Consider the following 24,704-nt stretch of genomic DNA (forward strand, 5'->3'; position numbering starts at 1 on the left):
CTTCGCTGCCGGCTTGCGCTAAGCCGAATCAAGGCGCGCCAGCGCGCCGGGCAGTCATAAAAAAAGGGGGTTTCGACCACCCTTTTTTTCGTTCACAGGCCGGGCGGACAGGCGCGCCTTCCGAGAGCACGCCCGGGAAGCTGGACGCATATCGGCTATTTTTTCGCCCCCTCCGCCATTGCGCTGATCTACCTTGGCGGCCAGCTCGACGACGTGATGCACAAGGCGATCGCCATCGGCTTCGCCATGCTTACCTGGTGGGTGGCGATCGGGCTGGTCGTCACGGCCTTCGCTTTCGCCGTCGTCACCCTGTTCTTGTCAGGCCTCTGCACGCCTACGGCTCACTCTTCTGCCCGCTTTTGGGCTTCACGCCCTCGAGCCGGGCGATCTCAGCCGCACTGAAGCCCGCCTGAAGGCGGGCCTCCACGTTAAGGGGCTTGGGTGGCCACGGCGCATCGAACTCGGCCATCAGCGCGAGGTAAGTCGCCTCCGGCTCCAGCCCACGGCCGGCGCAGAAATGGCGAAACCAGCGGTCTCCCAGGGCCACGTGGCCGATTTCGTCACGCAGGATGATGTCCAGCACGGCAATCGTCGCCTCGTCGCCGACCCGGCGCAGGCTGGCAATGATGGGCGGCGTGGCGTCGAGCCCCCGGGCCTCCAGCACCCGCGGCACCAACGCCATGCGCGCGAGCGGATCGGCGGCCGTTTTGACGGCCATGTCCCACAAACCCCGGTGGGCTGGAAAATCGCCATAGGCAAAACCGGAGGCACCGAGCTGCTCGCTCACCAGTCCGAAATGATAGGCCTCCTCCGCCGCCACCTGCAGCCAGTCGGCATAAAACTCGGCCGGCAGACCGCGAAAGCGATAGGCACAGTCGAGGGCCAGATTGATCGCGTTGAACTCGATATGGGCAATGGCATGCAGCAGCGCGGCACGCCCCTCCGGCGATCCCGGCTTGCGGCGCACCACCGAGGTATGGGCGATCAGTTCGGGGCGCTCCGGTCGTCCCGGGTCGTCTACCGCCAGCACCGGACACAGGCTCGCATCCGGCACGACGATACGCCCGGCGCGCCAGTCGTCGAAGAGCCTCCCGGTGAATGCGGCCTTGTCAGCCGGTACGGGGCTCATCAGTGCCCGCCAGGCGCGGGCGTGCAAATCGTCTTGGTCTTCCAGCATGGGCCGCGATGTTAGCAGGAGTCGCCAGAAGCGGCCCTGCCGCCCGCTTTTCGCAGGCGCAAAAAAGGCCGCTCCCCTTCGGAAGCGGCCCCAACCCTTGAAACAAAACGCCGGTCAGGCGGTCTTGCGGCGGGATGTGCCCGCGGCTTTTGCAACCGGCTGAACAACATCCTTGAGGGCCGACAGGTTTGCATTGGCGAGATCGCCAAATTGATCAGTGAACTTGCCCATGGTTTCCAGCGTGGCGACCTGGGTGTCGAGACTCTTGCGAATCGCATCGAACACCGGCGCAAAACCTTCCGGCGCGCCCTTGGCGATACGGTCGATGTTTTCCTGGATCTGGCGGGTCGCCTCGGCAGTGGATTGCTTGACCGCCTCGGCCAGGATGCCGCGGGTCTCGAGCAGCACTTCATACTGCTGGCTGACACTCTCTGCCGCGCGGTCGAGGTTCGGCTGGAAGAAGGCCTCCTGCCACTTGGCCAGGCCATCCGCATCCTTCACTTCGAGCAGGGCCTGGGTGACAGCCATCGCATCGCGGGACGACTCGATACCGGCCTCGAACTGAAGACGGGTGATTTTCTCTGCCTGGGCGGCAAGGCTCTGCCCGAGGTCAAGCAGGCTGTTCATCGCTGCACCCTGAAACGGGGCGGCGAACTGGGCAAAAACCTTTGTCGGCATAAATCTTCCTCAAACATTGAAATTGCGTCAGAACGGCATCGAGGGTGTCTCCCCCACCTCTTCCGGGCATCGCAAGAATCGATGCGTCTGATCGAATGAACGAGGCGGATTCTGCCAAAGAAGAAGGTTTTCACGAATCCGGCGTTTCCCTTCCGCACATCCGGGAAAACCCGGAAGCGCATCAACAGGGCAACGACTTCAGTCTTCCTGCCGGCACGAGCGGACCACGATGCGAACCAGCTCGGCAAGGGAATCCACCTGCAGCTTCTCCATCACGCGCGAGCGATGCTGTTCGACGGTTTTCATGCTGATGCCCAGATCCTCGGCAATCTGCTTGTTGAGCCGGCCGCCCACCATGCCCTCCATCACGTCGCGCTCCCGGGCGGTGAGGCTGTCGAGCCGACTCTGGACATTGGCCAGCCACGCGCTCTCCTGGCGGCGCCGGGCGGCCAGCTGGACGGCCTCCAGCACCCGGTCGAGAAGCACCTGCTCGTTGAACGGCTTCTGGAGAAAATCGAAGGCGCCCTCGCGCATGGCCCGGGCGACCATCGGCACATCGCCGTGGGCCGAGACAAAGATGATCGGCACCACCCGCCCCAGCTTTCCCAGGCGCTCCTGCAGCCCGACGCCGGAGAGGCCCGGCATGCGCACATCCAGCACCAGGCAATGAACCCGCTCCAGGGCATCACCGTCGGCCAGCACGTCGAGCGCCGTGGGAAAACAGCGAACCGGCAAACCGAGGGTTTCGATCAGCAGCCCCATGGAAAGCCTGACTGCGTCATCGTCGTCAACAACACACACAAGTGGCCCGCTCATGTCAGCCTCCTGTACGGCAAAATCGATTTGAGACGAATACACCCGGTCTCCCGATCCCACGTCACGCCGCAGCCGAGGGCAGAGCGAAACAGAAGGTCGAACCTCGAGCTGTACTGGATTCGACCCACAAGCGCCCGCCATGGTTCTCGATGATTGTCCTGCAGATGGCCAGCCCGAGCCCGACGCCGTCCGGCTTGGTCGTCGCGAAAGGGGCAAAGGGATCGCTGCGCACGGCCTCGGCCAGCCCTTCGCCACAGTCGATGACCGCCACCTCCACAACGCCATCCGCCCCGAGCCGGGAGCGAATCTGCAGGATCCGCTCGCCCGGAATGGCGCTCATGGCGTCGATTCCGTTCTTGATGAGATTGCTGAGCACCTGCTCGAGCTGCACTTGGTCGGCCTGTACCATCGGCAAGGCATCGGCCAGCTCGAGCACAAAATGCACGGCGTGCGCGCGGGCCTCGAACTCGGCGAAACGAACCGTGCTGCGAACCACACCATTGATGGCCACCGGAGCGGCCACCAGCCCGCCCTTGCGCACGAAGCCCCTGACCCGATGGACGATCTCACCGGCCCTGAGGGCCTGCTCGGCGATCATTTTGAGCGGTTCGCGGATACGCGCGCCCGCTGCGCCCAGCTCTTCGAGCCGACGCAGCGCCACGCCGCTGAAGTTGCGCAATGCCGTGAGAGGCTGATTGAGTTCATGGGCCAGCGCCGAGGCCATTTCACCAACGTGGATCAGGCGGGCCGCGCGGGCCAGCTCCTGCTCCTGGCGCTTCTCGCGCTCGATGCCGAGATAGCGGTCATGGACATCCCGGACAGTCCCGATCATGCGCAGCGGACGGCCGTCGGCATCCCTTTCCATGATCTTTCCGCGCAGCGCCAGCCAGCGGTATGAGCCATCCTCGACGCGCAACCGGAACTCCACTTCGGTGATCGGCCGATCACCCGCGAGATGAGCGCTGAAAGCCGCCATCGCCTTGCGCAGATCGTCCGGATGCAGCCTTTCGGGCCAGATGTCGTTGCCACACAGGGGGCGCCCGTCCTGCCAGCCGACGATGGCCCGGAATGACGGGCTGACATCGATCTCGCCGGTGACCAGGCTCCAGTCCCACAGCGCGTCGCCATGCCCCTCGAGGGCAAACTGCCACAGGCGCGCAGAAGCCTGGAGATGATCGATCCGGGCACGCGCAGCGGTGAGGTCGCGAAACGTGGCGATAAAGCGCTCCGGCCGGCCTGCTTCGTCCCGCGCAACGACCTTGCCCCGGGCGGAAATCCAGCGCGGGCCTCCGCTCCGGCAACGCACCCGGAACTCCGCTTCGAAGGCCGCCAGCGAGTCATCCAGGCAGGCCTCCAGCCGGCCCAGCACCTCCCGCCGCTCATCGGCGTGAAGCAGATCGCGCCAGTCCGGCACTTCGCCTTCGGCGAACAGATCGCCAAAAACCTCCCGCAGATTTTCCGAACAGGCGACACGGCCGTCGCGGAGATTCCAGTCCCACACGCAGTCGCCCGCGGCTTCGAGCGCCAGGCGCCAGCTCGCCTCGGCCAGGCCGGGATCTTCCGTCAAACCGCTCGGCATCATTCCCATCCTGACCGGCACCGCCGTCGCAAGCAGGCTCCGAAGCCCGAACCGGTCAGCGCATGCCGCCGGGCATCAGCCCCTTCATGGCGCGCATCATTTTCTGCATGCCGCCCTTCGAGAACTGCTTCATCATTTTCTGGGTCTGCTCGAACTGGCTCAGGAGACGATTAACCTCCTGCACCGTCACCCCGGCGCCGGCCGCGATGCGGCGCTTGCGCGAGGCCTTGAGAAGCTCGGGCTTCGCACGCTCGACCGCAGTCATCGAATTGATGATGCCCTCGATGCGCTTGACCGCCTTTTCCTCGACGCCGCCCTGCAACTGGCCCGCAGCCTGGGCAAACTGGGCCGGCAGCTTGTCCATCAGGCTGGTCAGGCCGCCCATCTTCTTCATCTGGCCAAGTTGGTCCTTGAAGTCGTTGAGATCGAAGCCCTTGCCGCTCTTGAGCTTCTGGGCGAACTCCTTGGCCTTCTCTTCATCGACACCGCGGCGGGCGTCCTCGACCAGCGACAGGATGTCACCCATGCCGAGAATCCGGCTGGCCATCCGCTCCGGGTGGAACTCTTCAAGCCCGCCGAGCTTTTCACCGACACCGGCAAACTTGAGCGGCTGGCCGGTGACGTGACGCACCGAGAGCGCCGCACCACCGCGGGCATCGCCATCGAGCTTGGTCAGCACGATACCGGTGAGCGGCAGCGCTTCGTTGAAGGCACGAGCCGTATTCACCGCATCCTGACCGAGCATCGCATCGACGACGAACAGCGTTTCGATCGGCTTGACCGCGGCATGCAGCGCCTGGATTTCCTCCATCATCGCCTGGTCGATGGCCAGACGACCGGCCGTATCGACCAGCACCACGTCCAGATAGTGACGGCGCGCGTAATCAATGGCGGCGCGGGCGATGTCAACCGGCTTTTGATCGGGCGTGGACGGGAAGAACTCGATCCCCGCCTGCTGGGAAACCGTCTGCAACTGCGCGATGGCGGCCGGACGATAGATGTCGGTGGAAACCGCCAACACCTTTTTCTTCATCCGCTCGACCAGCATCTTGCCGAGCTTGCCGGTGGTGGTGGTTTTGCCGGCACCCTGCAGGCCGGCCATCAGGATGACCGCCGGCGGCTGGGTAGCCAGGTTGAGGCCGGTGTGGGCGCCGCCCATCAGCTCGGTAAGCTCCCGGTGCACCACCCCGACCAGTGCCTGACCGGGCGTCAGCGAACTTAGCACTTCCGTGCCGACCGCCTTTTCCTTGACGCGGGAGATGAATTCCTTGACCACCGGAAGGGCCACATCGGCCTCCAGCAAAGCCATGCGCACTTCACGCAGGGCTTCCTGGATGTTCTCGTCGGTGAGGCGGGCTTGGCCGCGCAGAGTCTTGACGACTTTGGCCAGTCGCGTTGTGAGGTTATCCAGCATGATGGTTTGTAGCCGAGGCCTTGGGGTAAACTTCGAAGATGCCCGCGATTCTACTTCATCTCCTCCCTGCAACCCTGTACGCCCTGCTCGGCATGCATTTCTGGCACAGCCGCTGGCGTGCTCCCACGCGGGCACCCCGCCAGGGACTGCTGCCCTGGGAAAGGGCGCTGATGCTCGCGGCCCTTGTCGCCCATGGTGTTTCGCTGCACGGCGTGTTCTTCTCGCCGGAGGGTATCCGCTTCGGCTTCAGCCTGGCCCTGTCGCTGATGCTCTGGCTGGCCATGCTTTTCTACTGGATCGAAAGCCTCTACGCCCGCCTCGAGGGGCTGCAGACGCTGGCCATGCCGGCCGCTGCCGTCTGCGCCCTGCTGCCCGCCTTCTTCCCCGACCCGCACCTGCTGGAAAACGCCGGATCTGCGCTGTTCCGCGCCCACTTCGTCGTCGCCATGCTGGCCTACAGCCTGTTTACGCTGGCCGCCCTGCACGCAGTACTGATGGCCGTGGCCGAGCGCAGCCTGCACGGCGCAAGGCTCACCCGGGCCATTTCCGCGCTGCCGCCGCTGCTGACCATGGAAACCCTGCTGTTCCGCCTGATCGGCATCGCCTTCGTGCTGCTGACGCTCACGGTCGGCTCGGGCATCCTGTTTTCCGAAGCGCTGTTCGGCAAGGCCTTCCGCCTCGACCACAAAACCGTCTTCGCGATTATCTCGTGGCTGCTTTTCGGCAGCCTGCTGATCGGCCGGCACGCCTGGGGCTGGCGCGGCAAAAAGGCTCAGTACTGGACCCTCGCAGGCTTCATCGCACTGATGCTGGCCTACGTGGGAAGCCGCTTCGTGGCCGAAGTCCTGCTCGGCCGGGCCGCTTGACAAGGCCTGACCCGGCCTGAATACTCGCCGGGTCATCCCCTCTGTAGCTCCGCTTGGACAGTATTCCCCTTTACGCCCAGTCGGCCATCCTGGTCACGCTGCTGGCGCTCTCCGGTTTTTTCTCTATGGCCGAAACGGCCATGATGGCGGCCAACCGCTATCGCCTGCGCACGGCCGCCAGCCAAGGCTCACGGGGCGCCCGTCTGGCCCTCGATCTGCTGGAGCACACCGACAAACTGCTCGGCATCATCCTGTTGTTCAACAACCTCGTGAATGCCGCCGCCGCCACCCTGGTCAGCGTCATCACGATCCGGCTTTTCGGCAGCGAGGAGTGGGTGCTGGGCGTCAGTACGCTGGTCGTCACCTTCCTGATCCTGGTTTTTTCGGAAATCACGCCCAAGGTCGTTGGAGCCAACCACGCCAACCGTCTGGCCTGCATCGTCAGCTACCCGCTGTCCGCCCTGCTCAAGGGCCTGTATTTCGTCGTCTGGTTCATCAACCTGTTTGTTGCCGGGCTCCTCAGGCTCTTGCGACTGAAGAGCCACGGCGGACAGGACGCACACAACCTGTCCACCGAAGAGCTGCGCACGCTGGTACTGGAATCCGGTGCCTTCATCCCGCCAAAGCACCGCAGCATCCTGCTCAACCTGTTCGAACTCGAAGACATCACCGTCGAAGACGTAATGACGCCGCGCAACCAGATCGAGGCCGTCAATATTGCCGAGCCCCTCAGCGTCATCGCGGGGCACCTGGCCACCTGCTACCACACCCGCCTGCCGGTTTTTGACGGCGAGATGAACGCCGTGGTTGGCGTTCTTCACGTTCGCCGCGTGCTCGGACAAACCCTTGACCGCAGCCTGTCAGTTACCGACATCCGCGAGATGCTGTCCAAACCCTACTTCATCCCGGCCAGTACCCCGATCTACTCCCAGCTCCACTTCTTCCAGGAAAACCGCGAACGCCTGGGCCTTGTGGTAGACGAATACGGCGAACTGCTTGGACTCGTCACCCTCGAGGACATCATCGAGGAACTGATCGGAAAATTCACCACCAGCGCACCGGGTGCCGCAGACAAGCTCGGCTGGAACGACGACGGCAGTGTGATCGTCGATGGCAGTCAGCACCTGCGCACGCTCAACCGCACACTGGGCCTGAACCTGCCGGTCGATGGTCCCAAGACCCTCAACGGCCTGATCCTGGAGCACCTGCAGGACATTCCCGAGTCTGGCGTGTCGGTCAAAATCGCCGGAACGCCGATCGAAGTCGTCCAAGCAGAGGATCGCCGCATCAAGAACGTGCGAATATTCCGGCCCCATGCCGTGAAATAGCCACAGAATGTATCGTGGCTTTACAAGCCACCTGCCTGACGGCATGATCGAAGCACATTTCAGGCCTACCACTCCAATCTACGCCCAGGCATGTCAGCAACCCCACAAGCCGCCCTGAGCGGGCTCGCCCGCGCCCTGGTACAGCACGACCGGCTCCTGGAAGCCGAAGCACTCCAGTGCTCGACGCCCACCGGAAACCCGAATGACTTCGTCATTGCCGTCATCAACCGCGGCCTGATGAGTGCCGTCGACATCGCCAGCTTCGCCGCCCGGATCTTTGGTACGCCGGCCCTCAACCTGTCGGCCTTCGATCCGGCCCACCTGGCGGTGGACGCCATCGACCGCAAGTTGATGATCAAGCATCAGGTCGTGGCCCTCGGCCGCCGGGGCAGTCGCCTCAGCCTTGCCCTGGCCGACCCGTCCAACCTGCGCATTCTCGACGAAATCCGCTTCCAGACGGGGCTCGCCGTCGACCCGGTAGTCGTCGAAGCCCCCAAGCTCGTCGCTCTGGTCGAACACCTCTCGGAAACGGCATCGGCCGCACTCAAGGAGCTGACCGGCGAAGAGTTCGACATGGACCTCCTCGGCCAGGAGGGCGGCATCGAACTGCCTCAACAGGAAGACAATGCCTCGGAAGTGGATGATGCGCCGGTCGTGCGCTTCATCCAGAAACTCCTGATCGACGCGATCAACGAAGGGGCCTCGGACATCCACTTCGAACCCTACGAAAAGTACTACCGCATCCGCTTTCGCACCGACGGCATCCTGCGCGAGATCGCCCAGCCGCCGCTTGTGCTCAAGGAAAAAATCGCCGCACGCATCAAGGTGATCTCGCGCCTCGACATTTCCGAGAAGCGGGTGCCGCAGGACGGCCGGATGAAGCTCGTGCTGTCCAAGAGCAAGGCCATCGACTTCCGGGTCTCGACACTGCCCACGCTTTACGGCGAAAAGATCGTCATGCGTATTCTCGACCCGAGCTCCGCGATGCTCGGCGTCGACGCCCTCGGCTACGAGCCCGACCAGAAAGCCGCGCTTCTCGACGCCGTCGGGCGCCCCTACGGCATGATCCTCGTCACCGGCCCGACCGGCAGCGGCAAGACGGTCTCCCTCTACACCTGCCTCAACCTGCTCAACAAGCCCGGCGTGAACATCAGCACCGCCGAAGACCCTGCGGAAATCAACCTTCCCGGCGTCAACCAGGTGAACGTCAACGAGAAAGCGGGCCTCACCTTTGCCTTCGCCCTGCGCGCCTTTCTGCGCCAGGATCCGGACATCATCATGGTGGGCGAAATCCGCGACCTCGAAACTGCCGAAATTTCCATCAAGGCAGCCCAGACCGGTCACCTCGTTCTCTCCACCCTGCACACCAATGACGCGCCCTCCACGCTGGAACGGCTAAAGAATATGGGCGTCGCGCCGTTCAACATAGCGTCGTCGGTGATCATGATCACCGCACAACGGCTGGCCCGGCGACTGTGCACCTGCAAGCAGCCCGTGGACATCCCCATTGAGGCGCTGGTTTCCGCGGGTTTCGCCGAAGAGGATCTCGACGGAAGCTGGCAACCATACGGTCCCAAGGGCTGCGAGCGGTGCAAGGGTTCCGGCTACAAGGGGCGGCTGGGCATTTACCAGGTGATGCCGATCTCCGAAGAGATCGCACGTATAATCATGACGAACGGCAACTCGATGGATATTGCAGCCCAGGCCCAGCTGGAAGGCGTAAGGGATCTTCGCCAATCCGGCCTCCTGAAGGTGAAGCAGGGGGTCACATCGTTGACCGAAGTGCTCGCCTGCACAAACGAGTGATCGCTTCACGCGGAAACAACTGATGGCCACAGCACCCAACAAAAAATCACCAGCGCGCACCACGAACATCGCCCGCGAACACCTCTTCGTCTGGGAAGGCAAGGACAAGACCGGGAAGATCATCCGTGGCGAAATGCGTGCCACGACAGAAACCGTCGTTCAGACGGTGCTTCGCCGCCAGGGCATCCTGACCCACAAGATCCGCAAACAGGCCTTCGCCCGCGGCCGCAAGATCACCGACAAGGACATCGCGCTTTTCACCCGCCAGCTCGCCACGATGATGCGTTCGGGCGTGCCGCTGCTGCAATCCTTCGACATTGCCATCAAAGGCTGCGGCAACCCGTCGCTGGCCCGGCTTCTCAACGACGTGCGTGCCAACGTCGAGACTGGCAGCAACCTGTCCCAGGCTTTCCGCCGTCACCCGAACCACTTTGACGCCCTGTTCTGCAACCTTGTGGCCGCAGGCGAGCAGGCCGGCATCCTCGACTCCCCGCTCGACCGGCTCGCCACCTACAAGGAAAAGATCCTTGCCATCAAGAGCAAGATCAAGTCAGCCATGTTCTACCCGATCGCCGTGATCGTGGTGGCGGCCCTCGTGGTCTCGGTGATGATGCTGTTCGTGGTGCCCGAATTCAAAAAGGTCTTCAGCAGCTTCGGTGCCGACCTCCCGGCGCCAACCATGCTCGTCATCGCGGTATCGGACTTTTTCGTCAGCTACTGGTATTTCGCGTTCGGCATCATATTCGGGACCATCGCGGGGATTTCATATACCTACAAGCATTCGGTACCCATGCAGATGGCCGTGGACAGGGCGGTCCTGCAGTTCCCGGTCATCGGCGAGGTGATCCGCAAGGCCACCATCGCCCGCTGGACACGAACACTCTCCACGATGTTTGCGGCCGGCGTTCCCCTCGTCGAAGCGCTCGATTCCGTTGGCGGCGCAGCCGGCAACGTGGTCTACAAAAACGCCACCAAACAGATCCAGTCCGATGTCAGCACCGGCACCAGCCTCACCGTCGCCATGCAGAACACCCTCGTCTTCCCGACCATGGTGATCCAGATGGTGTCCATCGGCGAGGAATCGGGCCAGCTCGACTCCATGCTCAGCCGGGTCGCCGACTTCTTCGAGCGCGAGGTCGACGATGCAGTCGCCGGCCTGAGCCAGCTCCTCGAGCCGATCATCATGGTTTTCCTCGGCGTTGTGATCGGCGGCCTCGTCGTCGCCATGTACCTCCCGATTTTCAAGCTTGGCGCAGTCGTCGGCTAAGCCCGGCACTCACCGCACCCCATGGAAATCTTCCAGGATCCCCTTGTCTTCGTGACGACCTGCACGCTGCTCGGCCTGTTCGTCGGCAGCTTCCTGAACGTCGTCATCCACCGCCTTCCGGTGATGATGGAGCACGAATGGCAGGCCGAAGCCGCCAGCCTGCGGGGCGAGGACGAGGGCGTCACTGCCAGCCCGCAGCGCTTCAATCTTGCCACCCCGCGCTCCCGCTGCCCCCACTGCGGCCACCTCATCAGCGCCCTCGAGAACATCCCGGTGGTCAGCTACATCCTGCTCCGCGGCCGCTGCCGGCACTGCAGCGCATCCATCAGCCCCCGCTACCCGCTGATCGAAGTTCTCTGCGCGGTGCTGTCGGGCTTTACCGCCCTCCACTTCGGATACGGCCTGGCTGCCGTCGGGGCGCTGGTTTTCGTGTGGTCCATGATCGCCCTGTGCTTCATCGACCTCGACACCCAGCTGCTGCCGGACAGCATTACCCTGCCCCTGCTGTGGCTCGGCCTGCTGCTTAACCTCGGCAACACCTACACCGACATCACCGGCGCAGTGGTCGGCGCGGCAGCCGGCTACCTCACACTGTGGTCGGTGTACTGGCTGTTCAAGCTCGCCACCGGCAAGGAAGGCATGGGCTACGGCGACTTCAAGCTCCTCGCCGCCATTGGCGCCTGGCTCGGCTGGCAGATACTCCCCCTTACCATCCTGCTGTCGTCGCTGGTCGGCGCGGTGGTCGGCATCGCCCTCATCGTCTTTCGCAGGCACGGCCGCGAAATCCCCATCCCCTTCGGCCCCTACCTCGCGGCAGCCGGCCTGCTGGCGCTCTACTGGGGCACCCCGCTGACCGCCGCCTACGTCGGCCTGCTCTGATGCTCGCAGCTTGAAACATCCGCTTCCACCCCCATCTAGGTGGAAGCGGGTCTGTTTCGCCCGATGTTGCGATGCGCTAAACTTCGTCCCATTGACTTTCCGGAGCTCGTCATGCCCATCTACGAGTATCGCTGCAGCGCCTGCGGCCATCAAAAAGACCATCTTCAGAAAATGAGCGATGCCCCGCTCACCACCTGCCCCGCCTGTGGCGCCGAAAGCTACGCCAAGCAGCTCTCGGCCGCAGGCTTCCAGCTCAAGGGCAGCGGCTGGTACGCCACCGACTTCAAGGGCAGCACCGGCGCAAGCCCGAAAACCGAGCCCACAAAATCCGAAAGCCCGGCATCCACCCCCTGCGGCGGCAGTTGCGCGTGTCACTGAGTGCAGACGCACGCGAACGTCGCTGAATGAAAAAATACTTCGTTACCGGACTGCTGATCTGGATTCCGCTGGTCATCACCTTCGTGGTGCTGGCCTGGATCATCAACACCCTCGACCAGATCCTCCTGCTGGTTCCAGCCACTGTCCGGCCGGAAGCCTTCCTCGGCTTCCATATGCCCGGCATCGGCGTCCTCGTGTCGCTGCTCCTGATCCTGCTCACCGGCCTCGCAGCAGCCAACTTCGTCGGCCAGCGCATGGTGCGCTTCTGGGAAGGCGTGCTGTCGCGCATTCCCGTCGTCAAGTCGATCTACTACAGCGTCAAGCAGGTTTCCGACACCTTGCTGTCCAGCAACGGCCAGGCCTTTCGCAAGGCCCTGCTGATCCAGTACCCCCGCGAAGGCATGTGGACCATCGGCTTCCAGACCGGCACGCCGGGCGGTGATGCGGCCCACCATCTGGGCAACGACTTCGTCAGCGTTTATGTGCCGACCACGCCGAACCCCACCTCCGGCTTCTTCCTGATGCTGCCCCGCAAGGACGCCATCGAGCTCGACATGAGCGTCGATGAAGCCCTCAAGTACATCATCTCGATGGGCGTCGTTGCCCCCCCGCCCGGCCGGGCCCGGGTGCCGCAGCCCGCATCAGCCCTTCTGAATCAATAAACGCGCTTGTCCGGCAGGCGCGTTCCGTTTTCCCAGGAATAAAGACCCCACCATGCGAACTCAATACTGCGGCCTCGTTTCGACCGCCTACCTCGACCAGATCGTCACCCTCTGCGGCTGGGTCCATCGCCGGCGCGACCATGGCGGCGTGATCTTCATCGACCTGCGTGACCGTGAAGGCCTCGTACAGGTCGTCTGCGATCCCGACCGGGCCGACATGTTCCAGGTGGCCGAATCCATTCGCAGCGAATTCGTCCTGAAGATCACCGGCAAGGTGCGTCGCCGCCCGGCCGGCACCGAGAACGCAAACCTCGTCTCGGGCGAGATCGAAGTGCTGTGCCACGAGATCGAAGTGCTCAACACCTCGGCCACGCCGCCCTTCCAGCTCGACGAAGAGAACCTTTCCGAAACCACCCGCCTCACGCACCGCGTCATCGACCTGCGCCGCCCGCAGATGCAGAAGAACATGATGCTGCGCTACAAGACGGCCATGTCCTTCCGTCGCTTCCTCGACGCCCAGGGCTTCATCGACATCGAAACCCCGATGCTCACCAAGAGCACCCCGGAAGGCGCCCGTGACTACCTCGTGCCGTCCCGCGTGCACGACGGCCAGTTCTTCGCCCTGCCCCAGTCGCCGCAGCTTTTCAAGCAGATGCTGATGGTGGCCGGCTACGACCGCTACTACCAGATCGTCAAGTGCTTCCGTGACGAAGATCTGCGCGCCGACCGCCAGCCCGAATTCACCCAGGTCGATATCGAAACCTCCTTCCTGGGCGAAGATGAAATCACCGCTCTCACGGAAGAAATGGTTCGCACGGTCTTCAAGGAAGTCCTCTCGGTCGACCTGCCCCAGCCCTTCCCGCGCATGACCTACGCCGAAGCCATGAGCCGCTTCGGCTCGGACAAGCCCGACCTCCGCGTCACCCTCGAGCTCACCGACGTCACCGACGCCGTTGCCGATGTCGCCTTCAAGGTGTTCAGCGGCCCCGCCACCAGCGGCGGCCGTGTCGCCGCCATGCGCGTGCCCGGCGGTGCCAGCCTCAGCCGTGGCGAGATCGACGAATACACCAAGTTCGTCAGCATCTACGGCGCCCGCGGCCTCGCCTACATCAAGGTGAACGACGCGGCCCAGCCCAACGAAACCGGCCTGCAGTCGCCCATCGTCAAGAACCTCCACGAAACCGCCCTGCGCACGATCCTCACGCGTACCGGCGCCCAGTCCGGCGACCTGATCTTCTTCGGTGCCGACAAGACCAAGGTCGTGAACGACGCCCTCGGCGCACTGCGCACCAAGCTCGGTCACGAAAAGGGCTTCGTCAACGGCAAGGCCTGGGAACCCCTGTGGGTCGTCGACTTCCCGATGTTCGAGTACGACGAGGAAGACAAGCGCTGGACGGCCTGCCACCACCCCTTCACCAGCCCGAAGGACGAACACGTCGCCCTGCTCACCACCGATCCGGGCAAGTGTCTTGCCAAAGCCTACGACCTGGCCCTCAACGGCTGGGAAATCGGTGGCGGCTCGGTGCGTATTCACCGCGCCGACATGCAGGAAAAAGTCTTCTCCGCCCTCAACATCGGGCCCGAAGAACAGCAGGCCAAGTTCGGCTTCCTGCTCGACGCGCTGCGCTACGGTGCGCCCCCGCACGGCGGCCTGGCCTTCGGCCTCGATCGCATCGTCACGATGATGACCGGCGCCGAATCCATCCGCGACGTGATCGCCTTCCCGAAGACCCAGCGTGCCCAGTGCCTGCTCACCAACGCCCCGTCGCCGGTAGATGAGAAGCAACTGCGCGAACTGCACATCCGCCTGCGCCAGAAGGCGCCGGACGCACCCGCAGCCTGATCGCAAACTGCGTCACACCAAGGGGCGAACGGCCGGGCCGTTCGCCCTTTTTCTTTGCCCCGGCCCTCAAGAAAGCGCCTGCAGCGCCGTTGCACAGTCGTTCTTGCGACTTGTGCCCACATGCCCCCAGTGATCGATCTCGACACCATCTCCGCCCTCATCGTCGAAGCCAATCCGAGCATGCGGACGCAGCTCCGCAACATGCTCAACATGAGCGGCATCAACAAGGTTCAATTCGCCGTCACGGCCGGGGTCGCGGTTCGCAAGCTGCGCGACGGGCGCTACGACCTCATCCTTTGCGAATACCACATCGGCGACGGTCAGGACGGCCAGCACCTGCTCGAAGACCTGCGTCACAACGCCATCATCCCGCTATCGACACTGTTCGTCATGGTTACCGGCGAGCGCCAGTACGAGCGCGTCGTCAGCGCCGCCGAACTGGCGCCCAACGACTACATCCTCAAACCCTTCGCCGCCGACACCCTGCACGACCGCATCCTGCGTGCCCTCGACAAGCGTGAAGCGTTCATGCCGGCCTATCGGCTGATCGAACTCGGCAACGTGCCCGATGCCATCACCTACTGCACCGGGGCCGAGGGCACCTACCCCCAGTGGCAGCTCGACTTCATGCGCCTCAGGGCCGAACTGCACGTCGCCAGCGGTCATGCCGACGAAGCCCAGCACCTTTACGAACGCATCCTCGAGACCCGCAGCGTTCCCTGGGCCCGCCTCGGCCTGGCCAAAGCCCTGTTCATGCAGCGGCGCTACGCTGAAGCCGAAGACATGCTGCAAGCCCTGGTCAACGAAAACGATCTGTTCGTGGACGCCTACGACTGGCTCTCGCGCACCCGCGAAGCAGCCGGCGAGCTCGAATCCGCGCGCAGCATCCTCGCCACGGCCACCGCGCTGTCGCCCCACCGGGTCGGACGCCTGCGCCGCCTCGGCGAGCTTTCCATCGAAACCGGCGACCACGAAGGCGCCGAGAAAATTCTCAGCGAGGTCGTGCGCAAGGGTAAGTATTCGGACTTCCGCGACCCGGAAGACCATGTGCGCCTGATCCAGGCCCAGCTCGGAAAGGGCGACACAACCCAGGCCGAAGCGACAATTCGGGATCTCGAACGCTCGATGGCCGGGCTGGACAAGACCCGCTCCTGCTCGGCGCTGTCGAACGTCCTCGTGCATGTGAAAAAGGGCGATACCGAGCGCGCGGGGGAAGCCATCAAATCCCTTCTTGCCGAAGAAGGAGCCTCGCAAGGCTTATCACTCAAGCTGAAGGGAGAGCTCGCCCGCGCCTGTTTCGCCACCCAGCTTGAAGACCAGGGCGCCGCAGTCGTCCTGGACATCATGCGCAACGCGCCCGACCAGCGAACTCTCGCCAACGCCAAATCCATGCTCAAGGACGCTGACCGGGTCGAACTGGGCGAGCGCCTGGAAGGACAGATCAACGGCGAGGTCAAGGATCTCGTCTCCGAAGGCGCCCGCAAGGCCCAGAGCGGCGATTTCGACGGTGCCGTGCAGTTCATGCTGGCCGCGGTGCGGCGCATGCCGGGCAACACCCACGTGCTCTTCAACGCCACCCTGGCGCTCCTCAAGCACATCGAAAACTGCGGCTGGAACGAACGCTTCGCCGAGCAGGCCCGCGGCATGATCGAGCGCGGCGGACAGCAGGATCCGGGCAATCCGCGCCTTGCCGCCATCACCACCTACTACTACAACCTCCTGAAGAAGTACGGCATCCAGCCCTGACGCGCGGGCTGCTACACTGGCAAGCGGATCCTCCGTCATCGCCAGGTACGCCATGCTCGCTCGCTACTTCCGATTCCTTGCTGTTCTCCTTCTTCTTTTTGCCGGCGCGGCCAACGCCCGTGACTTCCTCGACTGGCGGAGCAACGAGATCGCCACCGTTGCCGCCGCCGCGCTGCCGGCGGAAGCACGCGAAACCCTCGCGCTGATCCACCAGGGCGGCCCTTACCCCTATCGCCGGGACGGTATCACCTTCCAGAACCGCGAAGGCCGGCTGCCCGGCGCCGCCCGCGGCTACTACCGCGAATTCACCGTCACCACACCCGGCTCCCGCGACCGCGGCGCCCGGCGAATCATCAGCGGTGGCCAGCCCCCGGTGGTCTTTTACTACTCGGATGACCACTACCGCAGCTTCCGGCGCATTCGCGAGTAAGCCACCATGAGCACCGACAAACTCGACTCCCTGCTGTCCCGCGCCGAACGGGCCGGGATCTACCACATGCCCTACGCCGCCGACCTTGCCCTTGAAGAAGCCGCCGAAAGCCTCGACTACCCGATGCACCGTATCAACCTGTCCAAAGTCACCGACAAGGACGGGTTTCTCGACGCCATCGGCAAGGCCCTCGACTTTCCCGACTGGTACGGCCACAACTGGGATGCGCTGGCCGACTGCCTGACCGATCTGTCATGGATGGCCGCCGACGGCTACGTGATCGTTCTCGACCACGCCGATGCCTTCGCCCGCGCCAACCCCACCGACTTCGCCACCGCCTTGTCAATTTTCCAGGATGCGGCAGACACCTGGCGCGAGGACGGCATTCCGTTCTGGGCACTGATCGGCACCGCAACCGACGGCATCGCCTGGCTGCGCGAGCTGGAATGAACCTGGCGTGAGCGAGGCATTCAAGCAGCCGGTCTCGGTGCTGGTGGTGATCCACACCCCACAGCTCGACATCCTGCTGCTCGAACGGGCCAGCGGAGCCGGCCTGTGGCAATCGGTCACGGGCAGCCGGGAAGGCGATGAAACACTGCCCGCCACGGCCCTGCGCGAAGTGGCCGAGGAAACCGGCATCGCGGCCACCGCCGACGCGCTCGTCGACTGGCGCCTCGGCAACCGCTTCCCTATCCTGCCGCCCTGGCAGGGCAAGTTCGCCCCCGGCGTGAGCCACAACATCGAGCACGTCTTCAGCCTCCCGGTGCCGGCCATCGTGCCCGTGCGCCTTGCGCCTGACGAACACACCGCCGCCCGCTGGCTGCCCTGGCAGGAAGCCGCCGAAGCGGTGTTCTCATGGACCAACCGCGACGCGATCCGCCTCGTCGCGCGGGCACTCAGCGCGGCCCGGCTCCCGGTAGCGCCTCGATCTTCTTTCTGAGGCAATCGGGACAGTAACAGGAGCCCGCCGCCCCCTCCGGCACCGCAAGCAGCGGCGGAAAGGCCACGCACCAACAGCTCGTCTGGCCGGCGTTCATGCCGCAGGTGAACAACGCACCGCACTCGGGGCAAACGTTCGTCGGCGCCACATTCCTGCTGTCTTCCATTTCGTTATTCCTGTTTTGACAAGCATCAAGTTTATCCACCCGGAGGGGCTTGAAGTAGCAATCGGTGCGCCCTATATATGCATCAGAGAAGGCGTATCGCCCTCTGCACAGCAACCCGAAAAAGGAGATTTACGCATGAGCAACCTTACTCGCCGTGACCCTCTGGACGACTTCTTCCGTGGATTCCTGGTGCGCCCCGTCGAATACGGCGGCGGCACCTCCGAAGCCCCGCAGATGCGGGTGGATGTGAAGGAGGTGGATGATAACTACCAGGTGCATGCGGAGTTGCCCGGCATCAAGAAGGAAGACATCCACGTACATATCGACGGCCCGGTGGTGTCGATCAGCGCTGAGCGCAAGCAGAGCAAGGAAGTGAAGGAAGGCGAGCGCGTGCTGCGTACCGAGCGTTATTTCGGTCAGGTTTCGCGCAGCTTCCAGCTTGGTCAGGATGTGGATGAATCCAGATCGAGCGCAAAATTCGCCGATGGCGTGCTCGAACTGACGCTACCCAAGAAGCTGGCACCCCAGGCCAAGCGCCTCGTCATCGACTGATCGCCGCGCCGCGCGGCACATCAAGCCAGCAAAAAGCGGGAAGATCGCTCTTCCCGCTTTTTGTTTCACAGCCCGCTCATTACAATCGCGGCTACCCGCAACCCTTCCTGCGCCGCACAAGATCATGACCGAGCATATCGACACCTCCAACCTCGCCCCGGCCCAGAAGGCCGCCATCATCGCCGAAGCCCTGCCTTACATCCGGCGCTTCCAGGACAAGACCCTCGTCATCAAGTACGGCGGCAACGCGATGACCGATCCGCACCTGAAGGAATGCTTCGCCCACGACGTGGTGCTGCTCAAGCTGGTCGGCTTCAACCCGGTGGTCGTGCATGGCGGCGGCCCGCAAATTGAAAACATGCTGAGCCGCGTGGGCAAGAAGGGCGAATTCGTCCAGGGCATGCGCGTGACCGACGCCGAAACCATGGAAGTGGTCGAGATGGTGCTCGGCGGCCAGGTGAACAAGGAAATCGTCAGCCTCATCAACCAGGCCGGCGGCAAGGCCGTGGGCCTCACCGGCAAGGACTCCAACTTCATCCGCGCCAAGAAGCTGATGATGGAGAACAAGGACGCGCCGGGCGATCTGATCGACATCGGCCAGGTTGGCGACATCACCCAGATCGACCCGAGCCTGATCTCCTTTCTCGACAAGGGCGACTTCATCCCCGTCATCGCCCCGATCGGCGTCGGCGAGGACGGTGAAAGCTACAACATCAACGCCGACGTGGTGGCCGGCAAGCTGGCCGAGATCCTCAAGGCCGAAAAGCTGGTGCTGCTGACCAACACCCCGGGCGTGCTCGACAAATCCGGCAAGCTGCTCACCGGCCTCACCCCGCGCGACATCGACGGGCTGGTGGCCGACGGCACGCTCTCCGGCGGCATGCTGCCCAAGATCGCCTCGGCCCTCGACGCAGCCCGCAACGGCGTGAAGAGCGTGCACATCATCGACGGCCGCGTCGAACACTGCCTGCTGCTCGAAATCCTCACCGACCACGGTGTCGGGACGATGATCAAGAGCAAGTAAGCTCTTCCCCTTCCGCAGCCAGCGGAACTCCGGGGCACGGCGGGGAGTCTTCCCCTCTGATGCCCCGGCTTGCTTCCTACCCATACCGATGCCCTCCCGCCTTCTGCTTCGCCCCCTTGCCATTACCCTCTTCGTGGTCTGCGCCAGCCTTCTGGCGGCCGGGCTCTACATCCAGCATGTGCAGGGTATCGAACCCTGCCCGATGTGCATCATGCAGCGCTATGCCCTGGCCGCCTGCGGGCTGATCGGCCTCGTCGCCGGGCTGCACAACCCGCGCCGTACCGGCCAGAACGCCTACGCTGCGCTGCTGGCCGCGGGAGCACTCGCGGGCGGCGGCGTGGCAGCGCGCCAGTCGTGGATGCAGTGGTACCCGCCCGCAGTGTCCGAATGCGGGCCGGGCCTCGAGTACATGCTCGAAAGCTTTCCGCTCAGCTCGGCGTTGCCGATGATCTTCCGCGGCGCCGGCGACTGCTCGGTGGTGGATTGGACCTTCCTCGGTCTGTCCATCGCCAACTGGTCCTTCCTGACCTTCGCAAGCATTCTCGCCGCGCTGGTGCTCTACCTGCTGCGGCGCGACAAAACCCCCGCCTGAAATACGCCCCAGCACGGGGCCCGGGGCACCAGCACGGTGCGCCCTTGCCTCTGGAGCGCCCTCCCGCACCGCCACCTTTCCCGCCAACGGCGGGCCCTCCCAAGGGTGGCACAAGCCTTGCTAGAGCTTATTAAACCAATGCGGGCGTGAAGCAATAACGAATTTGCTGCACCGCCCGCAACCTGAACATCAGGTACGAGCGCGCAGCCGTCCCCACGGACGCAGCGACGCGGCAGGGCCAACGGCGGCCACTTCCGCGATCAACGACGATCTCTCCTGCACAAGGCTTACAGCCCGCATCGGCCGCAGTGCGACCGGTCCGGAGAGAATCAATCGTCGGAGGAATCATGCGCAAACTCAAACTGGTCATGGTCGGCAACGGAATGGCGGGCGTCCGCACGCTGGAAGAGCTGCGGAAGATCGCACCGGACATGTACGACATCACGGTGTTCGGAGCCGAGCCGCATCCGAACTACAACCGCATCCTGCTCTCTCCGGTGCTCGCCGGCGAGATGACCATCCAGGACATCATCCTCAACGATTTGCAGTGGTACGCCGACAACGGCATCACGCTGCACCTGGGCAGCACCGTCACCGGGATCGACCGGCAGAACCGCTCGGTGGTCGCCACCGGCAAAGACGGTCAGCGCATCGAGGTGGATTACGACCGCCTGCTCATTGCCACCGGCTCCACCCCCTTCATGCCGCCCATTCCCGGCAAGGAGTTGCCGGGCGTACTCGCCTACCGCGACATCAAGGACACCGACGAGATGATCGATGCCGCGGCGAAGTACAAGCACGCGGTGGTCATCGGAGCCGGCCTGCTTGGCCTCGAAGCGGCCAACGGCCTGGCCCTGCGTGGCATGGACGTCACCGTCGTGCATATCTCCGACTGGATCATGGAGCGCCAGCTCGACCGCACCGGCGGCAAGATGCTGCAGGCCGAGCTTGAAAACAAGGGCATGAAGTTCCGGATGAATGCCCAGACCGCCGAGCTGGTGAAAGGCGAATCGGGCCGCGTCTGTGCGGTGAAGTTCAAGGACGGCGAGAGCATCCCCGCCGACCTCGTCTGCATGGCCGCCGGCATCCGCCCGAATGTGGAACTGGCCGAGAAGGCCGGCATCTACTGCAACCGCGGCATCGTGGTGAGCGACACCCTGCAGACTTACGATCCGCGCATCTATGCCGTGGGCGAATGCGCCAACCACCGCGGCACCGCCTACGGCCTGGTGGCGCCGCTGTTCGAGCAGGCCAAGGTCTGCGCCAACCACCTGGCCATGTATGGCATTGGCCGCTACCAGGGTTCAGTCACCAGCACCAAGCTCAAGGTCACCGGCATCGACGTGTTTTCGGCCGGTGATTTTTCCGGCGCCGAAGGCACCGAGGACATCGTCCTGCACGACCCCGGCATGGGCATCTACAAGCGCCTCGTGCTCAAGGGTGACAAGCTGGTCGGCACCGTACTCTACGGCGACACCAAGGACGGTGCCTGGTATTTCCAGCTGCTGAAGGATGCGCAGGACGTGGGCGAGATCCGCGATCACCTCGTCTTCGGCAATGCCCACCTGGGCGACGTGGGCCACAAGGGCAACAGCATGGCCGCCAGCATGCCGGACAGCGCCGAAGTGTGCGGCTGCAACGGCGTGTGCAAGGGCACCATCGTCAAGGCGATTCAGGAACAAGGCCTCTTCACCCTTGAAGACGTGAGGAAGCACACCAAGGCCTCGAGCTCCTGCGGCTCCTGCACGGGCCTTGTCGAGCAGATCCTCGCCTCGACCATCGGCGGCGCCTACCAGCCGGCCGACTCCAACAACAAGGCGGTGTGCGGCTGCACCGATCACTCCCACGGCGAAGTGCGCAAGGCGATCCGGGCCAACAAGCTGCTGTCCGTGGCCGAAGCCCAGAAATTCCTCGAATGGAAGACGCCCAACGGCTGCGCCAGCTGCCGGCCGGCGCTCAACTACTACTGCATTTCCACGTGGCCCCACGAGGCCATCGACGATCCGCAGAGCCGCTTCATCAACGAGCGCGCCCACGCCAACATCCAGAAGGACGGCACTTACTCGGTGGTGCCGCGCATGTGGGGCGGCCTGACCAACCCCACCGAACTGCGCGCCATCGCCGACGCCGCCGAAAAGTACAAGGTGCCCACCGTGAAGGTGACTGGCGGCCAGCGTATCGACCTGCTGGGCGTGAAGAAGGAAGACCTGCCGGCCATGTGGTCCGACTTTGCCGCCGCCGGCATGGTTTCCGGCCACGCCTACGGCAAGAGCCTGCGCACCGTCAAAACCTGCGTGGGTTCCGAGCACTGCCGCTTTGGCACCCAGCGCTCGATGGATCTGGGCGTCAAGCTTGAAAAAATGCTCTTCGGCATGTGGAGCCCCCACAAGTTCAAGCTGGCCGTCTCGGGCTGCCCGCGCAACTGTGCCGAGTCGGGCATCAAGGACATCGGCGTCATCGGGGTCGATTCCGGTTACGAGCTTTACGTGGGCGGCAACGGCGGCATCAAGACCGAAGTGGCGCAGTTCTTCTGCAAGGTGGCCAACGACGACGAGGTGATGGAATACGGCGGCGCTTTCATCCAGCTCTACCGCGAAGAAGGCTACTACCTGGAGCGCACCTGCCACTACATCGAGCGGGTTGGCCTCGAGCACGTCAAGAAACAGGTGCTCGAAGACGCCAGCCAGCGCAAGGCGCTCCACGAGCGGTTGCTCTTCGCCCTGCAGAACTACAAGGATCCGTGGGCCGAGATTTTCGAGGACAAGTCCGGCGGCACCCTCAAGCGCGAATTCGAAATCATCAAGGTATAAGGGCCCGAACCATGACCGACTGGAAAAAAATCTGCGCCGTCAGCGACGTGCCCGTACTGGGCTCTCGCGTGGTGGACAGCGAGGCCCACGGCCGCATCGCGGTCTTTCGCAACTCCGCCGACGAAGTCTTTGCCGTGCATGACAAGTGCCCCCACAAGGCCGGCCCGCTGTCCCAGGGCATCGTCCACGGCAAGACCGTGACCTGCCCGCTGCACAGCTGGAAGATCCAGCTCGAGGACGGCCAGGTGGTGGCGCCCGACGTAGGCTGCGTCAAGCACTTCCCGACCAAGGTGGAAAACGGCGAGGTCTTTCTCGCCCTGTAAGCACTCACGAAACGGGGGAGTGCCCTGTCAAGGCAGTCTCTCCTCCACCTCCCCCGTTGCGTGAGCCCTCGCCCGCGTTGACAAACACACAGAAGAACCCCCTTGGCTGCGCCCACAAAGGCGCCGGCCGGGGACCATTCGTACCCAGGAGTCCGAAAATGGATCGCACATCCTTCCTCAAGGCCGGCCACACGCCCACGCTGCTAGCCGCCTTTCTCTACTTCGACCTCGCCTTCATGGTGTGGGTCATCCTCGGCCCGCTGGGCGTGCAGATTGCCGGCGACCTCGGCCTGACCCACGCCCAGAAAGGCCTGATGGTGGCCACGCCGGTACTCGCCGGCGCGCTCCTGCGCCTGGTGATGGGCGTGCTGGTGGATCACCTCAAACCGAAAATGGCCGGCGCCATCGGCCAGGTCATCGTGCTGTGCGCGCTGGCTGTCGCCTGGAAGTTCGGCATCCACAGCTACGAGCAGGTGCTGATCCTCGGCCTCTTCCTCGGCGTGGCCGGCGCTTCTTTCGCCGTCGCCCTGCCGCTGGCATCCCGCTGGTATCCGCCCGAGCACCAGGGCACCGCGCTGGGCATTGCCGGTGCCGGCAACTCCGGCACCGCGCTGGCCGCCCTCGTCGGGCCGGGCCTGGCCGCGGCCTACGGCTGGACCAACGTCTTCGGCCTGGCGCTGATCCCGCTGTCCATCGTCTTCGTGCTGTATCTCGTGATGGCCAAGGACGCGCCCGAATGCCCGCCCGCCAAGTCCCTCTCCGAATACCTCAAGGTGCTCAGGGACAAGGATTCCTGGTGGTTCATGTTCTTCTACTCGGTCACCTTCGGCGGCTTTGTGGGCCTGGCCTCGTCGCTGACCATCTACTTCAACTCCGAGTACGGCCTTGACCCGAAGATGGCCGGCTTCTTTACCGCCGCCTGCGTGTTTGCCGGCAGCCTGGTGCGCCCCATCGGCGGCAACGTGGCCGATCGCATCGGCGGCATCAAGAGCCTCACCGTGATGTACGTGCTTGCAGCCGTCTTCCTGGCCATCGTCAGCTTCCGCCTGCCCGAAGCCTGGCAAGCACTGGCGATCTTCGTCTGCGCAATGCTGTCCCTCGGCATGGGCAACGGTGCGGTGTTCCAGCTGGTTCCCCAACGCTTCCGCAAGGAAATCGGCGTGATGACCGGCCTGGTCGGCATGGCCGGCGGCGTCGGCGGCTTTTACCTGGCCTCCAGCCTGGGCTACAGCAAGCAGATGACCGGCAGCTATCAGTCCGGCTTCCTGATCTTTGCCGCGCTGGCCATCGCCGCCCTGGTCGGCCTCACCGCCGTCAAGAAGCGCTGGCGCACCACCTGGGGCGCACCGCACCTCACCGCCGCAAAGATCTGATCGAAGCCTTCACCCAGGCTTGACCAACGAATCGGAACCGGGACTCACTCCCGCT

Annotated in this window: 24 protein-coding genes; 18 read left to right on the forward strand and 6 right to left on the reverse strand. The window is 64.0% G+C overall.

What is annotated here, in order from left to right; all coding sequences use genetic code 11:
• Positions 1-334 precede the first annotated feature (334 nt).
• The 5 genes from Q1W26_RS20360 to ffh form a co-directional block, all read right to left on the reverse strand.
• Positions 335-1,177 (reverse strand): ferritin-like domain-containing protein, encoded by an 843-nt coding sequence (locus Q1W26_RS20360; RefSeq protein WP_300444374.1) that lies wholly within the window; start codon positions 1,175-1,177, stop codon positions 335-337.
• Between the two features lie 114 nt (positions 1,178-1,291).
• Positions 1,292-1,855 (reverse strand): phasin family protein, encoded by a 564-nt coding sequence (locus Q1W26_RS20365; protein ID WP_300444377.1) that lies wholly within the window; start codon positions 1,853-1,855, stop codon positions 1,292-1,294.
• 198 nt (positions 1,856-2,053) lie between these two features.
• Positions 2,054-2,671: a response regulator gene (locus Q1W26_RS20370; RefSeq protein WP_300444380.1), complete on the reverse strand. Its 618-nt coding sequence runs from the start codon at positions 2,669-2,671 to the stop codon at positions 2,054-2,056.
• A gap of 61 nt (positions 2,672-2,732) precedes the next feature.
• Positions 2,733-4,238: a PAS domain-containing protein gene (locus Q1W26_RS20375; protein ID WP_300444383.1), complete on the reverse strand. Its 1,506-nt coding sequence runs from the start codon at positions 4,236-4,238 to the stop codon at positions 2,733-2,735.
• Between the two features lie 67 nt (positions 4,239-4,305).
• The gene (gene ffh, locus Q1W26_RS20380; RefSeq protein ID WP_300444386.1) at positions 4,306-5,664 is read right to left on the reverse strand and encodes a signal recognition particle protein; all 1,359 of its coding nucleotides are present in this window, start codon (positions 5,662-5,664) and stop codon (positions 4,306-4,308) included.
• 38 nt (positions 5,665-5,702) lie between these two features.
• Between ffh and ccsA the strand changes: the two genes are divergently transcribed.
• The 12 genes from ccsA (at position 5,703) to nudB (ending at position 17,809) form a co-directional block, all read left to right on the forward strand.
• Positions 5,703-6,530, forward strand: a complete 828-nt coding sequence (gene ccsA, locus Q1W26_RS20385) for a cytochrome c biogenesis protein CcsA (RefSeq protein ID WP_300444389.1) — start codon at positions 5,703-5,705, stop codon at positions 6,528-6,530.
• 53 nt (positions 6,531-6,583) lie between these two features.
• Complete coding sequence (locus tag Q1W26_RS20390; protein ID WP_300444399.1) at positions 6,584-7,858, forward strand: HlyC/CorC family transporter; 1,275 nt, start codon at positions 6,584-6,586, stop codon at positions 7,856-7,858.
• Positions 7,859-7,948: 90 nt separating this feature from the next.
• Positions 7,949-9,664 (forward strand): type IV-A pilus assembly ATPase PilB, encoded by a 1,716-nt coding sequence (gene pilB, locus Q1W26_RS20395; RefSeq protein ID WP_300444403.1) that lies wholly within the window; start codon positions 7,949-7,951, stop codon positions 9,662-9,664.
• 22 nt (positions 9,665-9,686) lie between these two features.
• Positions 9,687-10,931 carry a type II secretion system F family protein gene (locus Q1W26_RS20400; RefSeq protein ID WP_300444406.1) on the forward strand — a complete coding sequence of 415 codons (1,245 nt, stop codon included), beginning with the start codon at positions 9,687-9,689 and terminating at the stop codon, positions 10,929-10,931.
• Positions 10,932-10,952: 21 nt separating this feature from the next.
• Positions 10,953-11,810, forward strand: a complete 858-nt coding sequence (locus Q1W26_RS20405; RefSeq protein WP_300444408.1) for an A24 family peptidase — start codon at positions 10,953-10,955, stop codon at positions 11,808-11,810.
• A gap of 111 nt (positions 11,811-11,921) precedes the next feature.
• A complete protein-coding gene (locus Q1W26_RS20410) occupies positions 11,922-12,188 on the forward strand; it encodes a zinc ribbon domain-containing protein (RefSeq protein ID WP_300444410.1) in 267 nt (88 codons plus the stop codon).
• 26 nt (positions 12,189-12,214) lie between these two features.
• Positions 12,215-12,850: a DUF502 domain-containing protein gene (locus tag Q1W26_RS20415; RefSeq protein ID WP_300444412.1), complete on the forward strand. Its 636-nt coding sequence runs from the start codon at positions 12,215-12,217 to the stop codon at positions 12,848-12,850.
• 52 nt (positions 12,851-12,902) lie between these two features.
• Entirely contained in the window at positions 12,903-14,693 is a 1,791-nt protein-coding gene (aspS, locus tag Q1W26_RS20420) for an aspartate--tRNA ligase (RefSeq protein ID WP_300444415.1), read from the forward strand.
• Positions 14,694-14,813: 120 nt separating this feature from the next.
• Positions 14,814-16,439, forward strand: a complete 1,626-nt coding sequence (locus Q1W26_RS20425; RefSeq protein ID WP_300444418.1) for a tetratricopeptide repeat-containing response regulator — start codon at positions 14,814-14,816, stop codon at positions 16,437-16,439.
• Positions 16,440-16,491: 52 nt separating this feature from the next.
• On the forward strand, positions 16,492-16,869 hold the full coding sequence (locus Q1W26_RS20430) for a ribonuclease domain-containing protein (RefSeq protein ID WP_300444420.1): 378 nt from the start codon (positions 16,492-16,494) through the stop codon (positions 16,867-16,869).
• 6 nt (positions 16,870-16,875) lie between these two features.
• A complete protein-coding gene (locus Q1W26_RS20435; RefSeq protein ID WP_300444423.1) occupies positions 16,876-17,319 on the forward strand; it encodes a barstar family protein in 444 nt (147 codons plus the stop codon).
• 7 nt (positions 17,320-17,326) lie between these two features.
• The gene (gene nudB / locus Q1W26_RS20440; protein ID WP_300444426.1) at positions 17,327-17,809 is read left to right on the forward strand and encodes a dihydroneopterin triphosphate diphosphatase; all 483 of its coding nucleotides are present in this window, start codon (positions 17,327-17,329) and stop codon (positions 17,807-17,809) included.
• On the opposite strand, the gene Q1W26_RS20445 is transcribed toward nudB, so the two are convergent.
• Positions 17,766-17,975 carry a cysteine-rich CWC family protein gene (locus Q1W26_RS20445; protein ID WP_366143714.1) on the reverse strand — a complete coding sequence of 70 codons (210 nt, stop codon included), beginning with the start codon at positions 17,973-17,975 and terminating at the stop codon, positions 17,766-17,768. The genes nudB and Q1W26_RS20445 overlap by 44 nt on opposite strands.
• Before the next feature lie 135 nt (positions 17,976-18,110).
• Between Q1W26_RS20445 and Q1W26_RS20450 the strand changes: the two genes are divergently transcribed.
• The 6 genes from Q1W26_RS20450 (at position 18,111) to Q1W26_RS20475 (ending at position 24,649) form a co-directional block, all read left to right on the forward strand.
• Positions 18,111-18,527 (forward strand): Hsp20/alpha crystallin family protein, encoded by a 417-nt coding sequence (locus tag Q1W26_RS20450; protein ID WP_300444429.1) that lies wholly within the window; start codon positions 18,111-18,113, stop codon positions 18,525-18,527.
• A gap of 124 nt (positions 18,528-18,651) precedes the next feature.
• Positions 18,652-19,551, forward strand: coding sequence for an acetylglutamate kinase (argB, locus tag Q1W26_RS20455; protein ID WP_300444431.1), 900 nt, complete (start codon positions 18,652-18,654; stop codon positions 19,549-19,551).
• Between the two features lie 88 nt (positions 19,552-19,639).
• Positions 19,640-20,143, forward strand: coding sequence for a disulfide bond formation protein B (locus Q1W26_RS20460; RefSeq protein ID WP_300444433.1), 504 nt, complete (start codon positions 19,640-19,642; stop codon positions 20,141-20,143).
• Positions 20,144-20,490: 347 nt separating this feature from the next.
• Positions 20,491-22,953, forward strand: a complete 2,463-nt coding sequence (gene nirB / locus Q1W26_RS20465; protein ID WP_300444436.1) for a nitrite reductase large subunit NirB — start codon at positions 20,491-20,493, stop codon at positions 22,951-22,953.
• Positions 22,954-22,964: 11 nt separating this feature from the next.
• Positions 22,965-23,276: a nitrite reductase small subunit NirD gene (gene nirD / locus Q1W26_RS20470; protein ID WP_300444438.1), complete on the forward strand. Its 312-nt coding sequence runs from the start codon at positions 22,965-22,967 to the stop codon at positions 23,274-23,276.
• A gap of 158 nt (positions 23,277-23,434) precedes the next feature.
• Positions 23,435-24,649: a nitrate/nitrite transporter gene (locus tag Q1W26_RS20475; RefSeq protein ID WP_300444441.1), complete on the forward strand. Its 1,215-nt coding sequence runs from the start codon at positions 23,435-23,437 to the stop codon at positions 24,647-24,649.
• The last annotated feature ends 55 nt before the right edge of the window (positions 24,650-24,704 follow it).

Source organism: Zoogloea sp. (genome assembly GCF_030157465.1).
Taxonomy (GTDB): domain Bacteria; phylum Pseudomonadota; class Gammaproteobacteria; order Burkholderiales; family Rhodocyclaceae; genus Zoogloea.

Coding starts and splice junctions, on each gene's coding strand:
- nirD (WP_300444438.1), top strand. CDS start 22,965: ATGACCGACTGGAAAAAAATCTGCGCCGTCAGCGACGTGCCCGTACTG.
- ccsA (WP_300444389.1), top strand. CDS start 5,703: ATGCCCGCGATTCTACTTCATCTCCTCCCTGCAACCCTGTACGCCCTG.
- Q1W26_RS20415 (WP_300444412.1), top strand. CDS start 12,215: ATGAAAAAATACTTCGTTACCGGACTGCTGATCTGGATTCCGCTGGTC.
- Q1W26_RS20360 (WP_300444374.1), bottom strand. CDS start 1,177: ATGCTGGAAGACCAAGACGATTTGCACGCCCGCGCCTGGCGGGCACTG.
- Q1W26_RS20370 (WP_300444380.1), bottom strand. CDS start 2,671: ATGAGCGGGCCACTTGTGTGTGTTGTTGACGACGATGACGCAGTCAGG.
- Q1W26_RS20405 (WP_300444408.1), top strand. CDS start 10,953: ATGGAAATCTTCCAGGATCCCCTTGTCTTCGTGACGACCTGCACGCTG.
- Q1W26_RS20400 (WP_300444406.1), top strand. CDS start 9,687: ATGGCCACAGCACCCAACAAAAAATCACCAGCGCGCACCACGAACATC.
- argB (WP_300444431.1), top strand. CDS start 18,652: ATGACCGAGCATATCGACACCTCCAACCTCGCCCCGGCCCAGAAGGCC.
- Q1W26_RS20430 (WP_300444420.1), top strand. CDS start 16,492: ATGCTCGCTCGCTACTTCCGATTCCTTGCTGTTCTCCTTCTTCTTTTT.
- ffh (WP_300444386.1), bottom strand. CDS start 5,664: ATGCTGGATAACCTCACAACGCGACTGGCCAAAGTCGTCAAGACTCTG.
- Q1W26_RS20435 (WP_300444423.1), top strand. CDS start 16,876: ATGAGCACCGACAAACTCGACTCCCTGCTGTCCCGCGCCGAACGGGCC.
- Q1W26_RS20410 (WP_300444410.1), top strand. CDS start 11,922: ATGCCCATCTACGAGTATCGCTGCAGCGCCTGCGGCCATCAAAAAGAC.
- Q1W26_RS20445 (WP_366143714.1), bottom strand. CDS start 17,975: ATGGAAGACAGCAGGAATGTGGCGCCGACGAACGTTTGCCCCGAGTGC.
- Q1W26_RS20425 (WP_300444418.1), top strand. CDS start 14,814: ATGCCCCCAGTGATCGATCTCGACACCATCTCCGCCCTCATCGTCGAA.
- pilB (WP_300444403.1), top strand. CDS start 7,949: ATGTCAGCAACCCCACAAGCCGCCCTGAGCGGGCTCGCCCGCGCCCTG.
- aspS (WP_300444415.1), top strand. CDS start 12,903: ATGCGAACTCAATACTGCGGCCTCGTTTCGACCGCCTACCTCGACCAG.
- Q1W26_RS20365 (WP_300444377.1), bottom strand. CDS start 1,855: ATGCCGACAAAGGTTTTTGCCCAGTTCGCCGCCCCGTTTCAGGGTGCA.
- Q1W26_RS20460 (WP_300444433.1), top strand. CDS start 19,640: ATGCCCTCCCGCCTTCTGCTTCGCCCCCTTGCCATTACCCTCTTCGTG.
- Q1W26_RS20450 (WP_300444429.1), top strand. CDS start 18,111: ATGAGCAACCTTACTCGCCGTGACCCTCTGGACGACTTCTTCCGTGGA.
- Q1W26_RS20475 (WP_300444441.1), top strand. CDS start 23,435: ATGGATCGCACATCCTTCCTCAAGGCCGGCCACACGCCCACGCTGCTA.
- nirB (WP_300444436.1), top strand. CDS start 20,491: ATGCGCAAACTCAAACTGGTCATGGTCGGCAACGGAATGGCGGGCGTC.